Here is a 25674-nt window from a genome sequence, read left to right as displayed (position 1 = left end):
ATTAAAATCTGAAGTGAGAGAATGCTTTGTTTGCTTCTGCCATTTTGTGAGTATCCATTCTCTTTTTAACAGCAGCACCTTCTTCTTTAGCCGCAGCTAAGATTTCTGAAGCTAATTTACCAGCCATAGATTTTTCATTTCTTCTTCTAGCATAAAGTATCATCCACTTCATAGCCATAGAGATTTTTCTATCTGGTCTGATTTGCATTGGAATTTGGAATGTAGCTCCACCCACTCTACGACTACGTACTTCTACGTGAGGCATAACGTTTGTTAAAGCATCTTTCCAAACTTCTAATGATGATTTTTCATCATTATTCTTTTTTGTTTCTACGATTTCCATTGCATCATAGAATACTTTGAAAGCTGTTGATTTCTTACCATCCCACATCAAGTTATTCACGAAACGCGTTACTAACTGATCGTTAAATTTTGGATCTGGTAAAAGTGGTCTTTTCTTTGCCGCTCTTTTTCTCATGTCTTTACTTTAAAAGTTTTTAAATTACTTTTTTGCTTCTTTTGGGCGTTTAGCACCGTACTTAGATCTTCTTTGTGTTCTTCCTGCTACACCTGATGTATCAAGCGCACCACGCACAATGTGATATCTAACTCCTGGTAAATCTTTTACCCTTCCGCCTCTCACTAATACTATCGAGTGCTCTTGTAGATTGTGACCTTCTCCTGGGATGTATGCATTTACCTCATTTCCATTTGTCAAACGTACACGTGCAACTTTACGCATTGCAGAGTTTGGTTTTTTTGGAGTAGTAGTGTAAACACGCGTACAAACACCTCTTCTTTGAGGACAAGAATCTAAAGCAACCGATTTACTCTTCTTAGTGATCTGAGTTCTTCCTGTTCTTACTAATTGTTGAATTGTTGGCATAATTAAATACTAATTTTTCTTTATTTATTAAATTCCCGCTTTTTTAGGGGTTGCAAATGTAGTAATTATTTTGAATGAAACAAATCGTAATTAATTAATTTTCAAACAAATTCTTTTTAGATTCGACGAACAACAATAAAAACAGATTTTTTGCGTTATTTTTATCCAAACTTTAGACCTCTTGAAAAAGATTTTTCTCTTTTTTTTCTTAATTACTATTAGCGGAACTATTTCTGCACAACAATTTTATCTAAAAATTATTGGTCAAAATGAAAAAGAAACTAAGTTGGTAGACAGCATCAGCTATGTAACGAACCATCAAAATGCGAAATCAATTGTTGATGAAAATAATTTATTTTATGAAAAACTAAACAGAATTGGATATTTAGAAAGTCAGCTCCAAGAAAATTTTAAACTAAATGATTCTACTTTTTGCTTTAAATATATGCTTGGAAAAAAAATAAATTATGCACGCATATATATAGGTATAAATTTGAAAGATAATATTCCCGAAACTTATCAAATAAAAAACGACTCTCTCACTCTGCATTATGATGAAATTGAAGGCTTTTTAAACACAACAGTAAAAAAATTGGAAAACAATGGTTTTTCTATGGCAAAAGTAAAACTGAATAATATTCAAAAGAAAAGCAATCTTATCACAGCTGACTTATCTATCACAAAAGAAATTAAGAGGCAAGTAAATGATATTGTTATTAATGGTTATAATAAATTTCCAGAGGGACACAAGAAAAATATCCTTCGATTGTATCGTAACAAAGTTTTTAATCAAAAAAACCTAGACAAGATTTATAATGATTTTGAAAAGTTCCGTTTTGTGAAACAAAGCAAGTATCCTGAAATATTGTTTACCAAGGATTCCACAAAGATTTATGTCTATTTAGAAAAAACAAAACCCAATACTTTTGACGGTTATATCGGTTTTAGCAATGACGAAAACAAAAAAATCGTTTTTAATGGTTATTTAGATTTGGTATTGAATAACATTTTGAATTCTGGGGAGAAATTTGCCTTGTATTGGAAAAGCGATGGAAAAGATCAAAAAACTTTCAACCTTGGAGTAGAATTACCTTATCTTTTTAAAAGCCCAATAGGCTTAAAAGCAGAACTGAACATCTTCAAACAAGACAGCACTTTTCAAAACACTAAAACGTCCCTCGATTTAGGCTATTATTTTAATTACAACACTAGATTATATCTAGGATATCAGTCCACTGAGTCTAGTGATATTAAAAATGCCAATACTAGTACTCTTAGCGATTTTAACAACTCCTATTTAACGTCAGCTTTAGAGTTTTTAGATTTTAAAAATGATGATTTTCTCTTTCCAGAAAAAACAAATTTTAACTTAAAAATCGGAACGGGAAAAAGAGATTCGAAGCTGATTTCAGACAATCAGTTTTTTATTCGTTTAAATTTAAATCATAATTTATATCTCAATCCAAAAAACATCATCAATATTAAATCACAAAATTTTTATCTTCAAAGTGGTAATTATATTATTAATGAATTGCAACGATTTGGTGGCATCAACTCTATTCGAGGATTTAGCGAAAATAGCCTTCAAGCTAATACTTTTAATTCTATTCTAACAGAATACAGGTATGTTTTAGCACCGAACATATACATACACACCATTATTGATTTCGCAAGCTTGCAAGACAACACTTCAAATAGTAAAGAAAACTTACTCGGTTTAGGTTTTGGCTTTGGTTTATTATCTAAAAACGGGCTATTTAACTTAGTCTATGCTAATGGAAGCACAAAGGATCAAGCCATAAAATTGTCCAATTCAATAGTTCATATTAGTTTTAAAGCTAATTTTTAAAAAAAAATACAAATTTTAACACATTGATTTAACTTTTCATTAGGATTATTAAGATTTTTTTAAGAATTTTGGATGACTAATTATAACCAAATAAATAATGAAAACAAAGTTAAATGGATTCTTAACGTTATTCATAGCGTTATTAGTGCAAATCTCTTTTGCACAGGACAGGGTAGTTACTGGTGTTGTTACTGATAACGGCGGATTACCCATTCCCGGAGTAAACGTTCTTGTAAAAGGAACTAAGTCTGGCACACAAACCGATATGGATGGTAAATACTCCATCAAGGCGACATCATCCCAAACATTGATTTTTAATTTCATAGGGATGAAATCTCAAGAAGTTACTGCATCATCTTCATCAATTAATGTAAAAATGAAAGATGACGCTGTTGAACTTGAAGGAGTTGTCGTGACGGCATTAGGTGTTAAAAGAGAGAAAAAATCTCTTGGTTATGCCACACAAGAAGTTAAAGGAAGAGATTTAAACGCAGGTGGCACAGGAGGAAACATTTTAAATGATTTATCCGGAAAAGTTGCTGGTGTACAAGTTAGAAGAAACAATAACTTCGGGGGTTCTACTGACGTGGTTGGTAGAGGTGTTAGAAATTTAACTGGTGGAAATCAAATGCTTATAGTAATTGATGGGGTTCCAATTAACAATGCAAACACCAATTCTACACAACAAAGAAACGGTAGAGGGACTACATTTGATTATGGAAGTACTGCATCCGACATTAATCCAGATGACGTTGAATCTGTAAACGTATTAAAAGGACCAGCTGCAAGTGCTCTATATGGGTATCAAGCTGGTAACGGTGTTTTAATGATTACAACTAAAAAAGGAAAATCTGGAAAAAAAGGTATTGGTGTAACTGTATCTAGCGAAGCTATTTTCGGTAGTATTGATAAAAGCACTTTCGTTAATTACCAAACTAAATACGGTGAAGGATATGGATTGTACTATGGCCCAAGCGGCGATGGCTATTTTGATCAGTCTGACATAAATGGTGATGGTATAATAGATAATATTGTTCCAACATACGAAGATGCTTCTTTTGGAGCTCCATTTGATAACAGCCTAGTGTACCAATGGAATGCATTCACTCCATATTCTCCAAATTTTGGACAAAAGACTCCTTGGAAAGCAGCTGCAAATGGACCTATAACGTTTTTTGAAACTCCAGTATCTTTAAACAATTCTATTTCTATTGAAGATGCTGATGATAAATCAAGTTTCTTAATTAATTTTTCTAACTTAAATCAAACTGGTTTAATGCCAAATAGTGAGTTAAAGAAAAATAATTTTAGCGCTAAGTTTACTCATAAATTTAATGAAAAATTAACTGCTTCTGTTTTTGCAAGTTATGTTACTCAAAACACCATCGGAAGAAATTCAACTGGATATAATGATAACATCCTTTCAAATTTCCGTCAATGGTGGCCAGTAAACGTTGATATAAAAGAATTAGAACAAGTTTACAATGCTTCTGGCGGACAAAACGTAACTTGGAATATTAAAAGTCCAACTGATTTAACTCCAGCGTATTGGGACAATCCTTATTTTCAAAGAAATAAAAACTACGAAAGTGACGAAAGAGACAGATTTATTGGATATCTTAATTTAGATTATAAAATCAACAACTGGTTATCTGCTCAAACAAGAATATCAAATGATTCTTATAGCGAACTTCAAGAAGAAAGAAGAAGCCAAGGTTCAATTGCTGCTGAATTCGGCATAAATCGTTTAGACGAGTCTTCTGGTTATCAAAGATTTAACAAAACATATCGTGAAAATAATTACGATTTAATTTTCAATGCCTATAAAGATTACGGAAAATTTGATGTTAGAGCTCTTGCCGGTGGAACGATCAAAAGAACTAAAGTAGCTACTATTTTAGCTTCAACACAAGGTGGATTATTATTACCAGGAATTTATAGTATTCAGAATTCTGTCGGAACTCCTCCTCCTGCTGTAGAAAGTGATATTAAAGACGGTGTTAATAGTTATTATGGTCAGCTTACATTAGGATATAACAAATTAGCCTATTTAGAAGGTACAATAAGAAGAGATGCTTTTGCTGCCTTACCTGCTGGTGATAATGTTTTAACAACAAAATCAATTAGCGGTAGTGTTATTTTTTCTGAATTAGCTAAAGCAAGCTGGTTAAATTATGGAAAAGTTAGAATTGCTTATGCAGAAAGCCCTCTTGGAAGTCCTACACAATCTCTTATAGATACCTATACAAGAGTTGATCCATTTGGCGATCAACAGTTGTATTCTGTAAATTCAATTAAAAACAATCCGTTTCTTCAACCTGTAAAAACAGATACTAAAGAAGTTGGTTTGGAAATGAGTGTATTAAATAGAAGATTGAATTTTGATTTTTCTATGTACAAATCATTAACAGTAGATCAAATATTTAATGCGCCTTATTCAACCTCTACTGGTATAAACACAAGAGTTATTAATGCTGGTTCAGTAGAAAACAAAGGATTTGAATTACAAGTTACAGGTACACCTGTAAAAACAGAAAAATTTTCTTGGGACATAACTTTAAACTGGTCTAGTAACCGTAACGAAGTAGTTTCATTAGTAAGTGGAGTTGACAACCTACAACTTGGAAGCTTCCAAGGGGGTGTTACTCTTAATGCACAAGTTGGGCAACCTTATGGTGTAATAAAGGGATCTGATTTCACTTATTTAAATGGACAAAGAATTGTAGGGGCTAACGGTAGATATGTTTTAAACAACAATAGTAATAATGTTATTGGAAATATTACTCCAGATTGGATTGGTGGTATAAAAAACAAATTTACATACAAAGACTTTTCTTTTAGTTTCTTAATTGATATGCAAAAAGGGGGAGATATTTTCTCGTTGGATAGATCATATGGCTTAGCAACTGGTTTATATGCAGAAACTGCTGCAAACAATGATTTAGGAAATCCTATCAGAAACCCTATAACTACTGGTGCTGATTCTGGAGGTATTATTCTTCCCGGAGTACAAGCAGATGGAACTCCAAACACAGTTAGAGCTCCTGGTCCAGAATATTATGGTAATAGCTTTGGTTACAGAAGACAACCAAACAGAGCTTTCATATATGATGCTTCTTATATAAAATTAAGAGAAGTAGCTATCAGTTATGAGTTTCCAAAAAAATGGATAGGAAAAATGTCTCTTGATGGTTTAAAATTAAGCATAGTGGGTACTAACTTATGGATAATTGAGAAAAACCTACCAGATGCTGATCCTGAAAGTGGTTTAGGTTCAGGTAATTTATCAGCTGGATATTCTGTTGGTTCGTTACCATCAACAAGAAATATAGGATGTAATTTAACTTTTAAATTCTAATCTAATGAAAAAGATATTATTAATGATTGTGGTCTTTACAGGAATATTTTCATGTACTGACGACATAACAGGTTTAAACCAAAACACCAAAGACGCTACTGTTGTACCTGCAACTTACGTGTTCACAAATGCACAGAAAAACATAGTAGACCAAATGGTAAGTACTAATGTCAACAATAATGTTTTCAGATTGTTTACTCAACAATGGACTGAAACTACATACACTGACGAAAGTAACTACGATGTAACTACCAGAACGGTTCCAGATAATCACTGGGGTGTTATTTACAGAGATGTATTAAAAGATTTACAAGAATCTAGAAAATTGTTAATGCAATATGTTCCTGCAACAACTCAAGAAGAAAAAGAAAATGCAAACAGAATTGCTATAGTTGATATTCTAAGTGCTTATTCCTATTCTGTTTTAGTTGATACATTTGGAGATGTTCCTTATTCAGAGGCATTAGATGTTGAAGCTCATCCACTACCTAAATATGATGATGCACAAACTATTTACAAAGATTTAATTAGTAAATTAACTGCTGCATCAACTACTTTAGACTCTGGTTATGATAGTTTTGGAGATGCTGATTTAATATACGCTGGTAGTGCTGCAAAATGGAAATTATTTGCGAATTCACTTAGACTAAAAATGGCAATCAATATGGATGATATTGATCATACCTATGCAAGCGCACAGGCATTAGCTGCTGTAGCTGATGGCGTCATTACAAGTAACAGTAATAATACAGCATTAAAGTATTTATCTGCACAACCAAATGCAAATCCAATATTTGTGGATGTAGTAGCAAGTGGAAGAAATGATTTTGTTCCAACAAGCACTGTTATCGATCAAATGAATGGTTTAAATGATCCTAGAAGATCAGCGTATTTTGATATAAATGGCAGCAATTATGTAGGTGGTACTCCGGGTGATGGAAATACTTTTGCTAACTTCTCACACATTGGAACTACTTTACTTGACCCTACTTTTGAAGGATTAATTATGGATGCAACTGAAGTAGAGTTCACTTTAGCAGAAGCTGTTGAAAGAGGAATTGCTGTTGGAGGAACTGCTGAATCTCACTATAATGCTGCCATTACAGCATCTATGAGTTACTGGGGTGTTTCTGCTGGCGATATCTCAACCTATTTATCACAATTAAGTGTTGCCTATACAACAGCAACGGGAACATGGAAACAAAAAATAGGAGAACAAGCTTATTTAGGTTTGTATAATCGTGGATTTGAATCTTGGACTTCATACAGAAGATTAGATTTCCCTGTTTTAACTGCACCTGTTGATGCAGCAGTAAATCAAGTGCCAACAAGATATACATATCCTGCAAGAGAAGAAACATTAAATTCAGCCAACAATGCAGCTGCATCTTCAGCAATTGGTGGAAATACACTAACAACAAAATTATTCTGGGACGTACACTAATCTCAAAATAAATGTAACACTAAAACCATCCCTTTTCGGGATGGTTTTTTTATATCTTTGCGCCATGGAAAAAGAAAACCAAATCTTCGGAATCAGAGCTATTATAGAAGCTATTAATGCAGGAAAAGAAATCGACAAAGTCTTTATTCAATCGGATGCACAAAGTGAATTGATGCAGGAACTACTAAAAGTGATGAAAAAAAATAGCATCAATTTCTCTTACGTTCCCGTTGAAAAATTAAACAGATTAACTCCCAACAACCATCAAGGTGCCGTAGCAACCATTGCTCCTATCACTTTTGTAAAACTTGAAACTTTAGTAGATAGCGTTGTAGAAAGTGGCAAAATGCCATTATTCCTAATCTTAGATCAACTAAGCGATGCCAGAAACTTTGGAGCCATCATCAGAACCGCTGAATGTACTGGAGTTGACGGAATCATTGTCCAAAAAACAGGTTCAGCTCCTGTTAATGGCGATACGGTTAAAACGTCAGCTGGAGCCGTTTTCAATGTGCCCATCTGTAAAGTTGATCATATCAAAGACGCCATTTTCTATCTTCAAGGGAGTGGCATTAAGACCGTAGCAGCCACCGAAAAAACAGAAGATAATATATATGACATTTCATTAAACGAACCTGTAGCCATCATCATGGGAAGCGAAGACCGAGGCATCAATCCATCAGTATTAAAAATTGTAGACGCTAAAGCCAAACTCCCTATGTTTGGAACCATTGGATCCCTGAACGTTTCAGTAGCTTGTGGTGCGTTTCTATATGAAACAGTAAGACAAAGAAAGTAATCCATCAACAAAATAATAAGAAGCGAAAGGCTCGGGAAGTATCAGTAATCCCTATTCCCGCTATCCATTACAATAAAATGTCCCGATATCTCGGGACATTTTATTTTCATTACTACCGGGGCTAGACAGTAAACTATTCGTTTTCCTTGTCATCGTTAGTAGCTTGCTTATAAACATAAACATATTGAGGCAGAACGGATGTTGCCTCTTCAACAATTTCTTCAGGTTTTGGTGTATTAACAAAGTTACCATGCTCATCAAATCGTTTCATAAAAGGGTCTTCTTCCGGATTAAAATCGGGTTTCTCCCAAGGATATTGTGTTGCTTTTACATAATCGGGGGTTTTAAATCTTATCGCAAAGAAAAAACCAGTAATCAAACCTGCCAGATGTCCCTCCCAAGAGATTTGTTTATCCACTTCGGGAAAAACATACCAAATCATTCCGCCATAGAGCATCACTACTGTAAGGGATAACGCCATCAATCGGTAATATTGGGTCATCATTCCTTTGAAGAAAATAAAGGAAACTAGAACATAAATCAAACTACTAGCCCCTATATGAAAAGAGTCTCTGCCTATTACCCAAGTTATAATTCCAGAAAGCAAAATCCCATAGAACAATACTTTCAAAGAAACGTCTCGATAAAAATAAATTAAAGCTGTTGTTAGGATAAATAACGGAATAGAATTGTTGGCAATATGATTCAAATCTCCATGCAAAAACGGGCTAAAAATAACGCCTTGCAATCCAGTTAAGGTTCTTGGTAAAATACCGTGTGAGGATAAATCAATTGCAAAGCTATGTTCAAAAAAGAAAACAGCCCATATCATAATAAGCAGTAACGAAGGTACAATCCAAACCGAAGGGGTAAACTTAAAATTATGGTAATCGTTCATTATATCTGATTAATTTTTTTACTACTTCTCAAAAATATAGCCAAACTAAAAGTAATGCTAATTTGTCAGTTTATCCCAAAATTTAGCCGATATATAGCTAGAAGGATTTGTACTCACCCGAAAGGGTATTGCTAGGTATCTTGAAGGTTCTGTGCTTTCCCGAAAGGTTGTCGCTACCTAGCGGGAAAGTTTCGGGAAGAAATGATCACTGCTTTTAAAAGGAGCCTAGAGATTGTAAATAGCCCCGATGGGAGTGGCATCTTGTCTTTTTTGACGAGATAGAACGGACAGCGGGAACAAGATTTAAAATTTACCCGAACGATGGGCTTCAAAATAATTAAAACTGTATTTTTACACCATGGAAGCACCACTTGCCGAACGCATCAGACCACAACGATTAGAGGACTACATTAGCCAACTTCACTTGGTGGGTGAAAATGGTTCTCTAACGCAACAAATTGTTCGTGGCATTATTCCGTCTATGATATTTTGGGGCTCACCAGGTACGGGGAAAACCACTTTAGCACAAATTATAGCCAAACAAAGCAATCGCCCTTTTTATGAACTTAGTGCTATCAATAGTGGCGTGAAAGACATCCGGGATGTGATTGAAAAAGCGAAACTCAGTGGCGGATTGTTTACTGCCAAAAATCCTATTTTGTTTATAGATGAGATTCATCGGTTTAGTAAATCGCAGCAAGATTCACTTTTAGCAGCGGTTGAAAAAGGGTGGATAACGCTTATTGGCGCAACAACAGAAAATCCAAGTTTCGAAGTCATTCCAGCACTTTTGTCACGTTGTCAGGTTTATATTCTGAATCCGTTTTCTAAAGAAGATTTGTTGGCGTTGTTAGAAAGAGCGATGAAGGAAGACCAAATCATTTCGACCAAAAAAATAAAATTAAAAGAAACCGAAGCGCTCCTTAGACTTTCGGGTGGTGATGGACGCAAACTATTAAATATTTTTGAACTCGTGGTAAATGCAAGCCCTGAGGGTCAAATTACCATAACCAACGATAAAGTTTTAGAATTGGTACAGCAAAACACGGTACTCTACGACAAAACAGGAGAACAACATTATGATATTGTTTCAGCATTTATAAAATCCATTCGAGGAAGTGACCCTAATGGAGCGGTATATTGGTTAGCTCGAATGATTGAAGGCGGTGAAGATGTGAAATTCATAGCAAGAAGAATGTTGATTTTATCGAGCGAAGATATTGGCAATGCGAATCCAACGGCGTTTATTATGGCGAACAATACCTTTCAGGCAGTTTCTACCATTGGTTATCCTGAAAGCCGAATTATCCTAAGTCAATGTGCAGTTTATTTAGCTACTTCAGCAAAAAGTAATGCAAGTTATATGGCAATAGGTGAAGCGCAGGCCTTAGTAAAACAAACTGGCGATTTATCGGTGCCCATTCATTTGCGAAATGCTCCTACTAAACTTATGAAAGAATTAGGGTATGGGGAAGAATACCAATACTCGCATAGTTATGAAAATAATTTTTCGGAGCAAGAATATTTGCCTGATGAAATCAAAAATACGGCTTTCTACAAACCAGGGAATAACGCTCGAGAAAACGAATTGCGCAATTTCCTAAAGAATCGATGGAAAGATAAGTATGGATATTAAAATTTAAGGTGCAATAGTTCTGAAAAATGATTGCCATTTTCATAATATTCAAAGTACCAGTGAGTATCTTTCTGAAACACCACTCCATTAGCATTTCCTTTAATTGCTATAAAAACATTATACTGTGAGGTATTTAACAATCTCATGATAACTTTTGGTTCGTTATCTACCACTTGAAACCCATTCGCTATAGGTTGGGCAAAATAGAATTCGGAATTAGTATTTACAACTTGATTTGAATCTTCATTTTTATTTATTACCACTGCAGTTTCTGTCCTAACATCATTTTTCCCATTGTATTTGTAGTTCAGTTTGTCAAAAGACTTAAAAGCTGCACGCAACGCCTGAGTATAGGCAACAGCATATTCTTTTTCCTTACTAGTGCCAAAATCTGTTTCATAAACTACTTTGTCTCTACAATCTTTGAGTACTACTTTTACTTTGGTAGCAAACATTCCATTTTTTTCGTCAAGCGAAGCATACAAAATAGAACATCTATCGTTTTGACCCTCGTCTGGAAAAGTTTCTGTACTCAAATACGATTTAAGTCCGTATTTCTGAAGTAATAATTTTGTTAATGTATTCAAACTGTATTTATCATTTTCTTTAAAAAAATCATATTTTATGGGTACAATAACATATTGGTAGTCATTTATACTTTGTGAAATAGCAGGAAGACTAACTAGGAAAACTAGGAACAAAAATATTTTTTTCATTACATCATATTTTTTAATTCTAATAAATGCTTTATAGTTACAACGCCATGGATATTATGGATTTCTTTTTCATCAAACAAAACAGCTTTCATTCCAAAATCTAATGCACCACGCACGTCAGCATCGATACAATCACCAATCATAATGGCATTCTCTTTAGCAACATTAGCCAAAGATAAAGCAAATTCAAATATGTTACGGTGTGGTTTTTTTACACCCGCCATTTCCGAATTTGTTATCGTTTTAAAATAATGCTGCAATCCTGAATTATTGATTTTTCGCTGTTGAACCTCAGCAAAACCATTAGTAATAATGTGCAAATTGTACTTAGGTTCCAAGTAATCCAAAATTTCAATAGCACCCTCAAACAGTTGATTATTATCCGGTAAGAATTCAATATAATCATGTGCTATTTTATCAATAGCTTCATCAGAAATAGCATATTCAATCCTATCGAAAGATTGCTTCAATCTGTTATAACGCAATTCCTCATGGGTGATTTTATCGACTTGATACAATTTCCAACAGGCTTGATTTATAGGAGCATAGACTTCTATAAAAGCATTAGTATCAATGGTAGGATGATGTTCCCTAAAGATTTTGTCAAAGGCTAAGATTGAATTTTTATCAAAATCCCAAAGCGTATGATCTAAATCGAAAAAGATGTCGGTGATGTGTTTCATATTAAAAAATGCCTTCGTCTTGAAAGCTGTAATATCCGTTTTCAGTAATGATAATATGGTCTAATACTTTAATGTCTAATTGTTCTCCTGCCAATTTTAATTTCTTGGTAATTTCCTTATCAGCATCACTGGCTTGCAACTTTCCGGAAGGATGATTGTGTGACAAAATTACGGAAGTAGCATTGTGTTCCAAAGCGGTTTTGAAAATTAATCGCACATCCACTACGGTTCCAGTAATTCCGCCTTTAGACAACTGCGATTTATAAATTACTTTATTGGAATTGTTGAGATACAACACCCAAAATTCTTCATGAGGCAACTCCCCTATTATAGGTTGCATGATTTCAAAAACGGCTTTGCTGGAAGTTATTTTTTGCAACTCAACCGACTCTTCTATTCTGCGTCTTCTCCCTAATTCTAAGGCAGCGGTTATCGTTACTGCTTTCGCCTCTCCTATTCCTTTAAATTCTAGTAATTGCTTCAACGATAATTTACCTAACGCATTTAGGTTATTATCAACACTCGCGAGTATTCTTTTGCTTAATCCAACAGCACTTTCATTCCGACTTCCAGAACCAATTAGGATGGCAACCAACTCGGCATCGCTCAAAGCTGTTTTACCTTTTAGCATTAGCTTTTCCCGTGGCTTATCATCTTCTGCCCAATGTTTTATAGAGAAATTTTGTTCACTCATCACTACTTAAATAATGATAAATGTAAGAATTTTAATTTAATTAATCAATCCCTTCACCTCATCAAAATTCAATCCGCCATAATTCCCCGAACTCATTAAGAGTAAGGCTGAGTTATTCAAATCGTAATTGAAAAGGAAATCCTTAAACGCTGCTGGATCTGTGTAAATAATCAAATCGTTGCGTTTGAAAGATTGCGCAATTTGATCATACGTTATTTCTTCAAGCTGTTTTATTTTGACCGCATCTGGCGAATAGAACACTACAGCAACATCTGCCGCATCAAGAGCGCCTTCATATTCTTTTAAGAATTCAGGATTCAAACTGCTATAAGTATGCAACTCTAAACAGGCCACTAGCTTTCTATTGGGATATTGTGCTTTTACGGCTTTAGTGGTGGCTGCAACTTTACTTGGCGAATGAGCAAAATCTTTATAAGCTACTTTACCTTTTCCTTCAGCTATTTTTTCTAAACGCTTGCTGGCACCTTTGAAACTTGCAATGGCTTCGTAGAAATCGGCTTCATCTACGCCCATGTTTTGGCAAATCCATTTGGCTCCGGCTAGGTTATTTAGATTATGTGCTCCGAAAACCTCAATTGGCATTGGTCCCTCTGGAGTGTCTAGTAAAGTAGTTCCATCTTCAACAGTATAACTTGGCGTTTGATAAGGCAATCTTCGGATGGTATTGGTGGTTTCTTCGGCTACTTTTTTAACCGTTTCGTCCTCTTCGTTATAGACTAGAATTCCACCTTTAGTAATTTGGTTGACAAAAATTTCAAACTGCTCTACATAATTATCAAAGGTTGGAAACACATTGATATGATCCCAAGCAATCCCCGAAAGCAAAGCGATATTAGGTTGGTACAAATGAAACTTTGGCCTTCTGTCTATAGGTGATGACAAATATTCATCACCTTCTAAAACAATAAAATCATTTTCATGGGTTAGATGTACCATGGTGTCAAACCCTTCTAATTGAGCGCCTACCATATAATCCACTTCGATATTATGATAATGCATCACGTGAAGAATCATGGATGTAATAGTTGTTTTTCCGTGAGACCCTCCAATAACAACCCTCGTTTTGTTTTTAGATTGTTCGTAAAGAAACTCTGGATAAGAATAGATTTTTAATCCTAGTGCTTGCGCTTTTAACAACTCAGGATTATCGGCTTTGGCATGCATTCCGAGAATGATAGCTTCTATATCTGCAGTGATTTTTTCTGGAAACCAACCCAACTCGACTGGTAATAATCCTTTCTTTTCTAATCTGGATTTGGAAGGTTCAAAAATGGCGTCATCGCTTCCTGTAACTTGATATCCTTTGTTGTGTAAGGCTAATGCCAAATTGTGCATGGCGGCTCCACCAATGGCTATAAAATGAGTTCTCATTATGATTTGTTTCGTTCTTGATAATTTTCTAAAAGTATTTTGGCTTTTTGTGGCTGATTCATTTTGTTCTTATATAAATCGGCTAATTTTTGATAGCTGGTTTTAGAACCACTTATGGCAATCGCTTTACTGTATTGTTTTTCGGCTTCTTTGTATCTTTCAAAATACTCAGCAATATGGCCTTTGGCAAGATAGCCATCAACAGGAGAAATTTTTAATAATTCAGCAGCATAATTTTCAGCCTTGCGTTCACTTCCTCCAACAATTCCTGGAAGTTGAAGGTATAATTCGATTAATGCCCAACGCGCTTCTATGTGATTTGGATTGAGCTGAATGGCTTTTTCAAAATGGAATTTGATATCGCTTATCATTCCGAGTGCTTTGAATTTGTTGCTCTCTTTTGCTTTCATTCCGAGGCACCCCCCGTATTTATAATAGTAATTGGCATTCGAAGGTTTGAGTATTTTTAATTTGCCATAATAACTCATAGCTTTATCCCAAGATTTGTTAATTCCTTCTATATCGCCTAGGTATTCTAATGTTTTAAGATGATGGGGATCTTCAAGTAAAATGCTCTCAAAGATTGGTTTAGCCATAGCATATTTCTCTTGGCTAAACAACTTCTCAGCTTTCTCAAAATTAGTTTGTGAGAAGGTCATGGTGGAAACAAAAAAAATAAGACAAAGTAACTTTTTCATTTACTATCATATACTTGATGCTAAAAGCAAATGTAGTTTATTATTAGGATTTCTATAAAACATTTAACGCAAAAAACCTTCCTGAATTACTTCAAGAAGGTTTAGATTTTTGTTTTGTACTGAAGACAAAGGTAGATTATTTCACCAAGGTCATTTCGTCTACAATATTTTTGGCTCCCGAGAAGTTCTCGATAACCCAAAGTACATAACGAATGTCAACGTTGATGGTTCTTTGTAATTTTTTATCGAAGATAACATCTCCTGCCATGGCTTCGATATTTCCGTCAAAGGCTATTCCTATTAGTTCCCCTTTTCCGTTAAGTACTGGCGAACCTGAGTTTCCTCCTGTGATGTCGTTATCGGTTAAGAAGTTGACGTGTAGGCTTCCGTCTTTATCCGCATATCGCCCGTAGTCTTTCTTTTTGTTCATTTCCAAAACTTTGGTAGGCAAGTCGAATTCTTCATCTCCTTTTTTATACTTTTTGACTTGTCCGTCTAGGGTTGTGTAATTGTTGATGGAAGCATCGTTTCGTTTGTCAGCTGGTAACGAACGTACTTTTCCGTAAGTTAAACGTAGCGTAGAGTTAGCATCTGGATATTTGATATCGCCAATTTTAGATTCTCTTAAACCTTCTACTAACAATCTGAAAGAAGCATCAAAAGCATCTTTAGCTTTCGCAATGGCATCCGATTTTACATTGGAATAAGCAATCAAATCAGTAGACAAACTATACAACGGATCATTGTCTAATAATCCTTGACTTGGGTATTCAATGAAAGCTTTTACTCTATCAAGCGAGGAGAAGATACTCAAATTGAAAGTCGCGTCTACATAGTTTTTGAACCCTTTCCCTTGATTGCTTTTTTGTAAAGCAAGTACTGATGGTGCTAAAGGATATCCTGCCGATTTAGTCGAATACAACTCTAATTGAGCCGTTAAAATATCTTTTTCAGCTGGTAGATAAGTGTCTTCAAAGAATTTACTGGCAACCGCTAGAACGTTCTCTTTCAAAGCTGCACGTTTTGTTTCATCAGCTTTAGTGTAAGCGTCTAAAAGTTTACCTAAGGATCTAGCAACACTCCCTGTAGCACTAGTTCTGAATAATTGTTGTAAATAATTGTCGTGTCTTGACTTCTCGTTGGTCAAGGCGTAGTACTTATTGATATTGGTTACCACGTTACCGTATTTGGCTTTATTTTCTGGCTTATTGGCCCATTTATCAAATTTGGCTTCTTGTGCTGCTTTTGATTTGGCGGTACCAAATTTCGATAAGGCATCAATCATTCCTTGACGATTTTTCCAATAGTTAGCAGTTGAGGCGTATTTAGATGCATACACTAAACGAAGCGCATCACTTTGGTCCATGTATTTTTTCATGTTATCCATTCCAGTTTTGGCTCCTTCAACCCACGCTGGATAGGCAAACTTAACGTTTTGTTCAATACCTCCTGCTGGCATCCAACGGTTGGTTCTACCAGGATAGCCTAGTATCATAGCGAAATCATTTTCTTTTACGCCACTAAGATTTACAGGCAAATAGTGTTTTGGTTGCAATGGAACATTACTTTCTGAATACGCTGCTGGATTCCCGTCTTTATCAGCATAAACACGGAACATAGAGAAGTCTGCAGTATGACGTGGCCATTCCCAGTTGTCGGTGTCTCCACCAAATTTTCCTAAACTTTCTGGTGGTACTCCTACTAAACGAACATCTTTATAGTCTTGGTAAACGAAATAGTAGTATTCATTTCCTTGGAAAAAGGATCTTACAGAAACGGTATATTTTCCGCCTTCGTTGTTTTCTTTTTCGATAAGGGCAATTTCAGCATTGATGGCTTTTTCTCTATCGGCTTCCGACATCGATGGGGTAACTTTGGCTAAAATTCTTTTGGAAACATCATCCATACGAACAAAGAAGCGCACGAATAAGCTAGTTTCTGGATGTTTTTCAGCAGCTCTGTTTGGTGCCCAAAAACCGTTTTTTAGTAAGTTGTTGTCGGCGGTTGATAATTCTGCGATGGCATCATATCCACAGTGGTGATTGGTTAATACTAAACCATCTTTGGAAACAATTTCTGCAGTACATCCACCGTTGAATTGTACTACGGCGTCTTTAAGACTGTGGTGGTTGATGCTGTAGATTTCTTCAGAAGTCAACTTTAGTCCTTCCTTTTGCATGTCGCGGTGGTTTAAACGTTCGATAAACATTAGGAACCACATTCCTTCGTCGGCTTTCATGGTCGTTGGTAGTAATAGTAGTGCCACGATTGCCGATACAATAATTCTCTTCATCATAAAGTAATAAGTTAATAGATTGAATGCTAGTAGTATGTTGATACTTGTATTTGTTACAACTACAACTGTTAAAAGCGTTGCGAATATAGTTTTTTTTAGGATTTTAACGAAAGGTATTTAACAGAAAAATAGAGTTAAAATCCTTTGCAACTGGATTATTATTTGCAAAAGGGAGAGTGATCATCTCCACTCTACAATTTTGCTTTAGTCAAAATCAATTAAAGTAGCGCAATGTGTAGATACAAAAAAATCCCGAATTGCTTCGGGATTTTCTATTTATATACCATGACTATTTTCAGGTTCTTCGGCATCTACGTTTAGCATTTCCCAAAGTTTGTCTTTTAGTTCGGTTAGCCCTTGGTTAGCTACTGAGGAAATGAAGAGATAAGGTGTTCCTTTGAATTCTTTATCGAGTTGTGCTTTGAGTTCGGCTTTAAGTTCGTCATCAAGCATATCGCATTTGGAAACCACAATTAGTTTGTCTTTATCCAACATTTCTGGGTTGTAGCGACGTAATTCGTCAAGCAAGATTTCATACTCTTTTTTGATATCTTCAGCATCGGCTGGCACTAGAAATAATAATGTTGAGTTACGCTCGATGTGTCTTAGGAAGTAATGTCCTAATCCTTTCCCTTCAGCAGCTCCTTGAATAATTCCGGGGATATCCGCCATGATGAACGATTTGAATTCACGATAAGCTACGATACCTAAATTAGGTTTCAAAGTAGTAAAAGGATAATCGGCAATCTTAGGTTTGGCTGATGTTAACACAGAAAGTAAAGTGGATTTTCCAGCATTGGGAAACCCTACTAAACCAACATCGGCTAACACTTTTAATTCTAATATGACATCCATTTCTTCGGTAGGCATACCCGGTTGTGCATAACGTGGCGTTTGATTGGTAGAACTTCTAAAGTTCCAGTTTCCTAAGCCTCCTTTACCCCCTTTGGCTAATATTCTTTCTTCGCCATGTTCTGTAATTTCGAATAGAATTTCATCTGTTTCTTTATCGCGCACTACAGTTCCTAATGGCACTTCGATTACTTTATCTTCTCCATCATGACCTGTACTTCGAGAACTTCCTCCATCGCCACCGTGTCCCGCTTTGACGTGACGTGCGAATTTAAGGTGAAACAAAGTCCAAAGTCCTTTATTGCCTTTTAGAATTACGTGTCCTCCACGACCTCCATCTCCGCCATCAGGTCCTCCTTTTTCAATAAATTTTTCTCGGTGCAAGTGAGAAGAACCCTTCCCTCCTTTTCCGGAAGAAACATATATTTTTACGTAGTCTACAAAGTTACCTTCTGTCATTTTTTCTCTCTTTATTACAATGATAACAAAAAAGCCGAATGTCCACTGGACATTCTCCTCTTAATATCAAATCTATTCTTTTAATGCTTTAACTAGCACTTTATCAATCTTAACACCATCCATATCGATGATTTCTAATTCAAATTTGTTCCAAATGAGTTTTTCTCCAGTAGTGGGTATCTTACCCATTTCGGTCATGATTAGTCCGCTTAATGTGGTTACTTCATAATCGTTCGTCAACTCATCCATATCGAAAAAGGTTAGGAAATCATGTAAGGAATACAATCCGTCTACTAACCATGTCCCGTCTTCGCGAGCTATTAATTGGTATTCATCTTCATCAAAATCGGACGCATCTCCCACCAAAGCTTCTAAGATATCATTCAAAGTAATGATACCTTGAAAAACTCCGTATTCATCAGTAACCAAGGCATAATGCACTTTAGACTTTTTGAAATTCTCCAAAGCTTTATAAGCTGATGTATGTTCTATTAAATATACTGGTTCTTTGGTAATGGCTTTTAAATCGAAAGGCCCTTTTTCAAATCCGGCAAATAAATCTTTCAATAAAACAATTCCTTCGACGTCGTCTAGATTTTCTTTGCAAACAGGATAAACCGAATGCAATTCGTCTAACACTTTTGCTTTTAATTCGGCAACGCTATCGTCATGGGAAAGATATACTATCGATTGACGGTGGGTCATTAATGAATTTATTTTTCGGTCACCAATGTGAAACACACGCTCAACAATATCTTGTTCAATTTCTTGTACTTCGCCCCCTTCGGTTCCTTCTTTGATGATAGCTTTGATTTCTTCTTCGGTAACTTTTCCGTCGGCGGTGGGTTTTATTTTTAAAAGATTCAGTATTCCATCGGTTGATTTAGTCAATAACCAAATAAAGGGCATCGTCACTATAGAGACCATTTTCATGGGAACAGCGACACCTTTAGCTATTGCTTCTGGGTAATTGAGTCCGATTCTTTTGGGTAATAATTCGCCTAAAACTAAAGAGAAAAAAGTCAATATCACTACAACGATACCTACACCGATACTCACAGAATAGGGTTTCAATACTGGAAAAGTAGCAATATACCCTTGAACATCGTGCGTGATTTTATCGCCAGAATAAATCCCTGTTAAAATTCCAATCAAAGTAATTCCGATTTGAACCGTAGATAGAAATTTGTTCGGAGAATTAGCCAAGTCTAGAGCCACTTTAGCATTGGTATTTCCTTTTTTAGCAGCTGTTTCCAAACGGGTTTTACGAGCCGATATCAGCGCGATTTCCGACATAGAGAAAACGCCGTTGAGTAGAATTAAAAAAAGAATGATTAAGATTTCCATTTTGAGTTATAAGTTATGAGTTATGAGTTATGAATATAACTTCTAACCAAAAATTTCAATTATAGGTTGTCGATTACTTGGCTTAATCGTTGTGTTACTTCTTCTATAGAACCGATACCATCCACTTTGTGGAATTTGCCTTGTGCGTTATAATAATGCATCAATGGTGCGGTTTTTTGATTGTATTCGTCGTAGCGATTTCTAATTTTTTCTTCGTCTTGATCGTCTGGTCTACCAGAAGTTTTCCCTCTTTCTAACAAACGTTGTACTAAAATTTCATCATCGGCTTCTAACGCTACGGTAGCCGTTATGCTTTGTCCTTTTGATTCTAAGAATTTATCTAATGCATCGGCTTGCGCTAACGTTCTTGGGAAACCATCAAACAAAAAACCAGCAGACTGTGGATTTTTATCGACTTCACTTTGAAGCATTTGAATGGTCACTTGATCTGGAACTAAATCACCTTTATCCATGAAGGTTTTAGCCAATTGCCCCAACTCGGTATCATTCTTAATATTGTATCTAAAAATATCTCCCGTCGAAAGATGGGTTAGATTGTATTTTCCTTTTAAAAATTCAGCTTGTGTGCCTTTTCCTGCACCTGGTTTTCCGAAAAGAACGATGTTAATCATTGTATTATTTTGAATTATAAATTATTGTGCTAATTGATAAATGTCTGGAAGGTTTCTTCCTAATCCGTCGTAATCTAAACCGTAACCTACTATGAATTTGTTTGGAATTCTAATCCCTACATAATCGATTTTGATGTCTTTTTTATAGGCTTCGGGTTTGAAGAAAAGGGTGGCGATTTTTAAATGCTTTACCTTTTTTTCTTTGAAAATAGCTTTCAATTCTTCTACCGTATTTCCTGTATCCACAATATCTTCCACAATAACAACCGTTCTTCCTTCTAAATCTTGGTTAAGACCGATTAATTGTTTGATTTGGTTAGTGGATTGCGTTCCTTCGTAGGAGGCCATTTTTACAAAACTTACTTCGCACATCCCACGATATTGTTTCATTAAATCAGACAATACCATAAAGGCTCCGTTCAAAACACCAATGAATACAGGCACATCATCAAAAAAATCATCATCCATTTGTTTGGCCATATTCTTAATTGCAAAATCAATTTCATCAGAAGAAATGAATGGCTCGAAAGTTTTATCGTGAAGATGTATCATGTGGTTTTGAATTTAAAATAAGGTGCAAATTTAAAGAAGTCTTGAGTATTACCTACTAAGTATTAGCACTTTTTTGCAAATTTGGTATATTTACTTCGTGAACGCAGAATTTTACAAACAAATTGAACAAGGAACCGCTCATCGCAAAAGTAGAGATGAAAATACTGCTTTTGTGTTATCCCATCCTGAATACCTTGATGATTTAGCTTTAATAGCTTGCCATCCTAAAGACAAGATTCATTACAAAGCTTTGTGGATAATGGAATTAATCAGTGTCAAAAACACATCCTTTTTAACACCAATTGTTGACACATTTTGTTCAGCATTAACACATTATACAATTGAAAAGGCCATTCGTCCTAGTGCGAAAATTTGTTTTCAATTAGTCAAAAGCAAAGCCATAACCCTCACAGCAAAGCAAGAAAAACAGATTATTGAGACGTGTTTAGATTGGCTGATTACAGATGTTAAAGTAGCACCAGCAGCATTTGCCATGCGTGCTTTATTTCTGTTAGGCAAGAAACATCCTTGGATACATGAGGAATTAAAGCTTATCCTTTCTAAGACAATTCCTAATCCAACTCCTGGATATCGTTTTGCTGTTAAAGACATTTTAAAACGTTTGCCATAGTTCAACTAATAGTTATCTTTGTGCCAACAACTACAACAACTACTACGAATGAATTACTTCTCATCCAATTTTAAACTAGGCATTCTCGGTGGTGGGCAATTAGGCAAAATGCTCTTGGCTGAAACGAGAAAGTTTGACATTCAAACGTATGTTTTCGACCCAAGTATGGATGCTCCTTGTCAATATGGGGCTACCAAATTTTTTATTGGCGATTTAATGGACTTTGATACCGTTTATGATTTTGGGAAAAAAGTAAATCTTTTGACTATCGAAATTGAAAACGTAAATTTAGAGGCGTTAGAAAAATTGGAATCCGAAGGATTGAAAGTGTATCCCTCTCTAAAAACCTTGAGATTAATCCAGAATAAAGGCGTTCAAAAAGATTTTTATATCGAAAATCAAATCCCAACCGCTGCTTTTAAAAGGTTTCCATCACTAAACGGATTAAGAGCGGAAATAGAAAATGGTTTGATAGAAACCCCTTTTGTATGGAAAGCGGCTCAATTTGGTTACGATGGTAACGGAGTTAAAGTAGTCCGTTCGGTTTCTGATTTAGAAAATTTACCAAATGTAGAATGCATTGCTGAACAAATGGTAGCCTTTAAAAATGAATTAGCCGTTATTGTAGCGCGCTCCGTTTCGGGAGAAGTTAAAGCATATCCGGTAGTAGAAATGGAATTCCATCCAGAAGCGAATCAAGTAGAATATGTAATTTGTCCAGCCAGAATCGACTTTCACATCGCCAAAAAAGCTACTGAAAAAGCATTAAAAGTAGCCAAAGCCTATAATCATGTTGGATTACTAGCAGTAGAAATGTTCCAAACGCACGATGAAGGAATTTTAGTTAACGAAGTAGCACCTCGTCCTCATAACTCAGGACATTATAGTATTGAAGCGAGTTATACTTCGCAGTTTGAAAATCATTTACGCGCTATTTTGGATTTACCATTAGGAAGTACTGCGAGTAAATTGGCTGGAGTTATGGTCAATTTGGTCGGTGCCGAAGGCTATCACGGCAACGTTATTTATGAAAATATCGAAAAAATTATGGCAATAAAAGGAGTAACTCCACATATTTATGGCAAAAAAGAAACAAGACCTTTCCGCAAAATGGGTCATGTGACTATTGTCAATGAAGATATGAATGAAGCTAGAAGAATTGCGGAAGAAGTAAAGAATACTATTAGAGTAATTTCATAAACTATTATGAATTATAAATTTTAAATTATAAATGATTATGTTTAACGATGAACAAATTTCATTCAAAATTTAAAATTCAAAATTTAAAATTTAAAATAACATGAAAGTAGCCATCATCATGGGAAGTCAAAGCGATTTGCCAATCATGCAGGAAGCCATAGATATCCTAAAAAGTTTTGACATCGAAACGGAAGTCGATATTGTTTCGGCACACCGTACTCCTGAGAAATTATTTGACTTTAGTAAAAAAGCTCATACTCGTGGCATTTCGGTAATTATAGCTGGAGCGGGAGGAGCGGCTCATTTACCCGGAATGGTAGCTTCGATGTCACCTTTGCCTGTAATTGGTGTTCCAGTAAAGTCTAGTAACTCCATTGATGGATGGGATTCTGTTTTGTCTATTTTACAAATGCCTGGTGGTGTCCCTGTAGCTACTGTTGCTTTAAACGGAGCCAAGAATGCCGGAATTCTAGCAGCCCAAATCATCGGAAGTCATGATAAAATGATTCTGGATAAAATAATTTTATACAAAGAAACCTTGAAAGAAGCGGTGAATAAATCATCGGACGAAATGAAAAAATAAACTATGAAAATCTTAACAGAAACCTTCACTACTAAACATAATACGGCACCTTTTAGCCAGATAAAACTAGAAGATTACCAACCCGCTTTTATCGAAAACATTGCCAAAGCTAGAGCAGAAATTGACAGTATAACAAACAATCCCGAAACTCCTTCTTTTGCCAACACCATTGAAGCTTTAGATTTCTCGGGAGAAGCATTAGACCGATTATCGTCTATTTTCTTCAATCTGAATTCGGCTGAAACCTGTGACGAAATGCAAAAGATTGCTCAGGAAGTATCGCCTTTGTTAACCGAATTCAGTAACGACATTGCTTTAAATGTGGATTTGTTCCAACGAGTAAAGACCGTTTATGACCAAAAAGACTCGTTAAACCTAACGCCAGAGCAAGCCACTTTATTAGATAAAAAATTCAAAAGTTTTGCACGAAACGGAGCTTTACTTCCTGAAGATAAAAAGGAAATTTTACGAAAAATAGACACCGTATTAGCCAAACTAAAACTGACTTTCGGTGAAAATGTATTGGCGGAAACCAACAGTTATAAATTACACATCACCAACGAAGGGGATTTAAAAGGTCTACCAGATGGAGCGAAAGAAATGGCGCGTTCTTTAGCCAAAGCAGATGATTTAGATGGTTGGTTATTTACCCTAGATTTTCCAAGTTATTTGCCTTTTGTTACTTATGTTGACAATAGGGAGTTGCGAAAAGAAATGGCTATTGCCGCTGGTAAAAAAGCCTTTCAAGAAAATGATTATGACAATCAGGAAAACGTAAAAAACATAGTAAAATTGCGTCACGAAAGAGCGCAGTTGTTGGGCTATAAGTCGCATTCTCATTTTGTTTTGGAAGAGCGTATGGCACAAAACCCTGAAAAAGTACAATCGTTTTTAAATGATTTGCTAGAAAAAGCCAAACCAGCCGCTTTAAAAGAATTTGCCGAACTAACCGCTTTCGCCAAAGAACTTGACGGATTAGAAAGTCTAGAGAAATGGGATGGCGCTTACTATTCGGAGAAATTGAAACAAAAATTATTCAGTTTAGACGACGAGATTCTTAAGCCTTATTTCAAATTGGAAAACGTATTGAATGGTGCGTTTACAGTAGCAGAAAAGTTATTCGGTATTACCTTCAAAGAAGTATTCGATATTGAAAAATACCATGACGATGTTCAAACTTTTGAAGTACTAGACTTCGAAGGAAAACTAGTAGCCATTTTCTACTCCGATTTTTTTCCAAGAAAAGGAAAACGAAACGGGGCTTGGATGACTTCGTTCAAACCACAATTTATTAAGGATGGCGTAAATGAAAGACCTCATGTGTCTATCGTTTGCAATTTCACGCAACCTACCGAAACCAAACCATCGCTATTAACCTTTAATGAAGTGACTACTTTATTCCATGAATTCGGACACGCTTTACATGGTATGTTAGCCAATACAACTTATCCAAGTTTATCAGGAACATCGGTGTATTGGGACTTTGTGGAATTACCAAGTCAGGTGATGGAAAACTGGTGTTACGAGCCTGAAGCTTTAGCGTTGTTTGCTAAACATTATGAAACGGGAGAAATCATTCCACAACAGTATGTAGAGAAGATTAAAGAAAGTGCAAGCTTTTTAGAAGGAATGGCAACCTTACGTCAATTGAGTTTTGGAATATTAGACATAGCGTATCATGCCAAGCCACAAACTATTGACAATATCAAAGCTTTTGAAAAAGCAGCTATGGACCACACCACCTTATATCCAGATGTAGCTGAAAATTGTATGAGTGTTTCGTTCTCCCATATCTTCCAAGGAGGATATTCTTCTGGCTATTACAGTTACAAATGGGCCGAAGTTTTAGATGCAGATGCTTTTGCATACTTTCAGGAGAAAGGTATATTCAACAAAGAAGTGGCCACCAAATTCAAAGACAACGTACTGTCAAAAGGCGGAACCGAATTGCCAATGGAATTATACAAACGCTTCCGCGGACAAGAGCCAAAACCTGAAGCCTTGTTAAAAAGAGCGGGATTAATATAGATCATTAGATTTTTAGATAGTTAGAAACCGGAGATAATGCT

Annotated in this window: 22 protein-coding genes; 9 read left to right on the top strand and 13 right to left on the bottom strand. The window is 35.6% G+C overall.

Annotation, left to right across the window (positions count from 1 at the left end; all coding sequences use genetic code 11):
• Position 1 precedes the first annotated feature (1 nt).
• On the bottom strand, positions 2 to 478 hold the full coding sequence (gene rpsG, locus OLM53_RS12795) for a 30S ribosomal protein S7 (RefSeq protein ID WP_264520617.1): 477 nt from the start codon (positions 476 to 478) through the stop codon (positions 2 to 4).
• 24 nt (positions 479 to 502) lie between these two features.
• Entirely contained in the window at positions 503 to 886 is a 384-nt protein-coding gene (gene rpsL / locus OLM53_RS12790; protein WP_007136570.1) for a 30S ribosomal protein S12, read from the bottom strand.
• 181 nt (positions 887 to 1067) lie between these two features.
• Here rpsL and OLM53_RS12785 point away from each other — a divergent pair, with 181 nt between their 5' ends.
• The 4 genes from OLM53_RS12785 to rlmB all read left to right on the top strand — a co-directional run bounded on the left by OLM53_RS12785 (position 1068) and on the right by rlmB (position 8336).
• Entirely contained in the window at positions 1068 to 2735 is a 1668-nt protein-coding gene (locus tag OLM53_RS12785) for a hypothetical protein (protein WP_264520616.1), read from the top strand.
• A gap of 97 nt (positions 2736 to 2832) precedes the next feature.
• Positions 2833 to 6093 (top strand): SusC/RagA family TonB-linked outer membrane protein, encoded by a 3261-nt coding sequence (locus tag OLM53_RS12780; RefSeq protein ID WP_264520615.1) that lies wholly within the window; start codon positions 2833 to 2835, stop codon positions 6091 to 6093.
• Between the two features lie 4 nt (positions 6094 to 6097).
• Complete coding sequence (locus OLM53_RS12775) at positions 6098 to 7537, top strand: SusD/RagB family nutrient-binding outer membrane lipoprotein (protein WP_264520614.1); 1440 nt, start codon at positions 6098 to 6100, stop codon at positions 7535 to 7537.
• A gap of 64 nt (positions 7538 to 7601) precedes the next feature.
• Positions 7602 to 8336 (top strand): 23S rRNA (guanosine(2251)-2'-O)-methyltransferase RlmB, encoded by a 735-nt coding sequence (gene rlmB / locus OLM53_RS12770; protein ID WP_264520613.1) that lies wholly within the window; start codon positions 7602 to 7604, stop codon positions 8334 to 8336.
• A gap of 133 nt (positions 8337 to 8469) precedes the next feature.
• Here the strand turns inward: rlmB and OLM53_RS12765 are convergent, their stop codons facing one another.
• A complete protein-coding gene (locus OLM53_RS12765; RefSeq protein WP_264520612.1) occupies positions 8470 to 9234 on the bottom strand; it encodes a rhomboid family intramembrane serine protease in 765 nt (254 codons plus the stop codon).
• A gap of 358 nt (positions 9235 to 9592) precedes the next feature.
• On the opposite strand from OLM53_RS12765, the gene OLM53_RS12760 reads away from it, so the two are divergent.
• Positions 9593 to 10870 (top strand): replication-associated recombination protein A, encoded by a 1278-nt coding sequence (locus OLM53_RS12760; protein ID WP_264520611.1) that lies wholly within the window; start codon positions 9593 to 9595, stop codon positions 10868 to 10870.
• Here the strand turns inward: OLM53_RS12760 and OLM53_RS12755 are convergent.
• The 10 genes from OLM53_RS12755 to hpt all read right to left on the bottom strand — a co-directional run bounded on the left by OLM53_RS12755 (position 10867) and on the right by hpt (position 21191).
• The gene (locus tag OLM53_RS12755; RefSeq protein ID WP_264520610.1) at positions 10867 to 11586 is read right to left on the bottom strand and encodes a hypothetical protein; all 720 of its coding nucleotides are present in this window, start codon (positions 11584 to 11586) and stop codon (positions 10867 to 10869) included. The genes OLM53_RS12760 and OLM53_RS12755 overlap by 4 nt on opposite strands.
• A complete protein-coding gene (locus OLM53_RS12750) occupies positions 11586 to 12269 on the bottom strand; it encodes a YjjG family noncanonical pyrimidine nucleotidase (protein WP_264520609.1) in 684 nt (227 codons plus the stop codon). Before OLM53_RS12750 ends, OLM53_RS12755 begins: the two co-directional genes overlap by 1 nt.
• 1 nt (position 12270) lies before the next feature.
• Positions 12271 to 12963, bottom strand: a complete 693-nt coding sequence (gene radC / locus OLM53_RS12745; protein ID WP_264520608.1) for a RadC family protein — start codon at positions 12961 to 12963, stop codon at positions 12271 to 12273.
• A gap of 36 nt (positions 12964 to 12999) precedes the next feature.
• Positions 13000 to 14355, bottom strand: coding sequence for a UDP-N-acetylmuramate--L-alanine ligase (locus OLM53_RS12740; RefSeq protein ID WP_264520607.1), 1356 nt, complete (start codon positions 14353 to 14355; stop codon positions 13000 to 13002).
• Complete coding sequence (locus tag OLM53_RS12735) at positions 14355 to 15053, bottom strand: tetratricopeptide repeat protein (RefSeq protein WP_264520606.1); 699 nt, start codon at positions 15051 to 15053, stop codon at positions 14355 to 14357. The genes OLM53_RS12740 and OLM53_RS12735 overlap by 1 nt, the downstream gene beginning before the upstream one ends.
• A gap of 136 nt (positions 15054 to 15189) precedes the next feature.
• Entirely contained in the window at positions 15190 to 17346 is a 2157-nt protein-coding gene (locus OLM53_RS12730; protein ID WP_264522458.1) for a S46 family peptidase, read from the bottom strand.
• A 279-nt stretch (positions 17347 to 17625) separates the two neighbouring features.
• Positions 17626 to 18660 carry a GTPase ObgE gene (obgE, locus tag OLM53_RS12725; protein WP_264520605.1) on the bottom strand — a complete coding sequence of 345 codons (1035 nt, stop codon included), beginning with the start codon at positions 18658 to 18660 and terminating at the stop codon, positions 17626 to 17628.
• Between the two features lie 72 nt (positions 18661 to 18732).
• A complete protein-coding gene (locus OLM53_RS12720; RefSeq protein WP_264522457.1) occupies positions 18733 to 19956 on the bottom strand; it encodes a hemolysin family protein in 1224 nt (407 codons plus the stop codon).
• A 110-nt stretch (positions 19957 to 20066) separates the two neighbouring features.
• The gene (locus OLM53_RS12715) at positions 20067 to 20639 is read right to left on the bottom strand and encodes an adenylate kinase (protein WP_264520604.1); all 573 of its coding nucleotides are present in this window, start codon (positions 20637 to 20639) and stop codon (positions 20067 to 20069) included.
• Positions 20640 to 20660: 21 nt separating this feature from the next.
• Positions 20661 to 21191, bottom strand: a complete 531-nt coding sequence (gene hpt / locus OLM53_RS12710; protein WP_264520603.1) for a hypoxanthine phosphoribosyltransferase — start codon at positions 21189 to 21191, stop codon at positions 20661 to 20663.
• A 97-nt stretch (positions 21192 to 21288) separates the two neighbouring features.
• Here hpt and OLM53_RS12705 point away from each other — a divergent pair, with 97 nt between their 5' ends.
• From OLM53_RS12705 to OLM53_RS12690, 4 genes are all read left to right on the top strand, one after another.
• On the top strand, positions 21289 to 21822 hold the full coding sequence (locus OLM53_RS12705; protein WP_264520602.1) for a hypothetical protein: 534 nt from the start codon (positions 21289 to 21291) through the stop codon (positions 21820 to 21822).
• A gap of 48 nt (positions 21823 to 21870) precedes the next feature.
• A complete protein-coding gene (locus OLM53_RS12700; RefSeq protein WP_264520601.1) occupies positions 21871 to 23022 on the top strand; it encodes a 5-(carboxyamino)imidazole ribonucleotide synthase in 1152 nt (383 codons plus the stop codon).
• A gap of 100 nt (positions 23023 to 23122) precedes the next feature.
• On the top strand, positions 23123 to 23605 hold the full coding sequence (gene purE / locus OLM53_RS12695) for a 5-(carboxyamino)imidazole ribonucleotide mutase (RefSeq protein ID WP_264520600.1): 483 nt from the start codon (positions 23123 to 23125) through the stop codon (positions 23603 to 23605).
• 3 nt (positions 23606 to 23608) lie between these two features.
• The gene (locus OLM53_RS12690; protein ID WP_264520599.1) at positions 23609 to 25633 is read left to right on the top strand and encodes a M3 family metallopeptidase; all 2025 of its coding nucleotides are present in this window, start codon (positions 23609 to 23611) and stop codon (positions 25631 to 25633) included.
• The last annotated feature ends 41 nt before the right edge of the window (positions 25634 to 25674 follow it).

This window comes from Flavobacterium sp. N1994 (genome assembly GCF_025947145.1).
Taxonomy (GTDB): Bacteria; Bacteroidota; Bacteroidia; order Flavobacteriales; family Flavobacteriaceae; genus Flavobacterium.
Note: the sequence above shows the minus strand (reverse complement) of the source record. Positions and strands in the feature narration are given on the sequence as shown.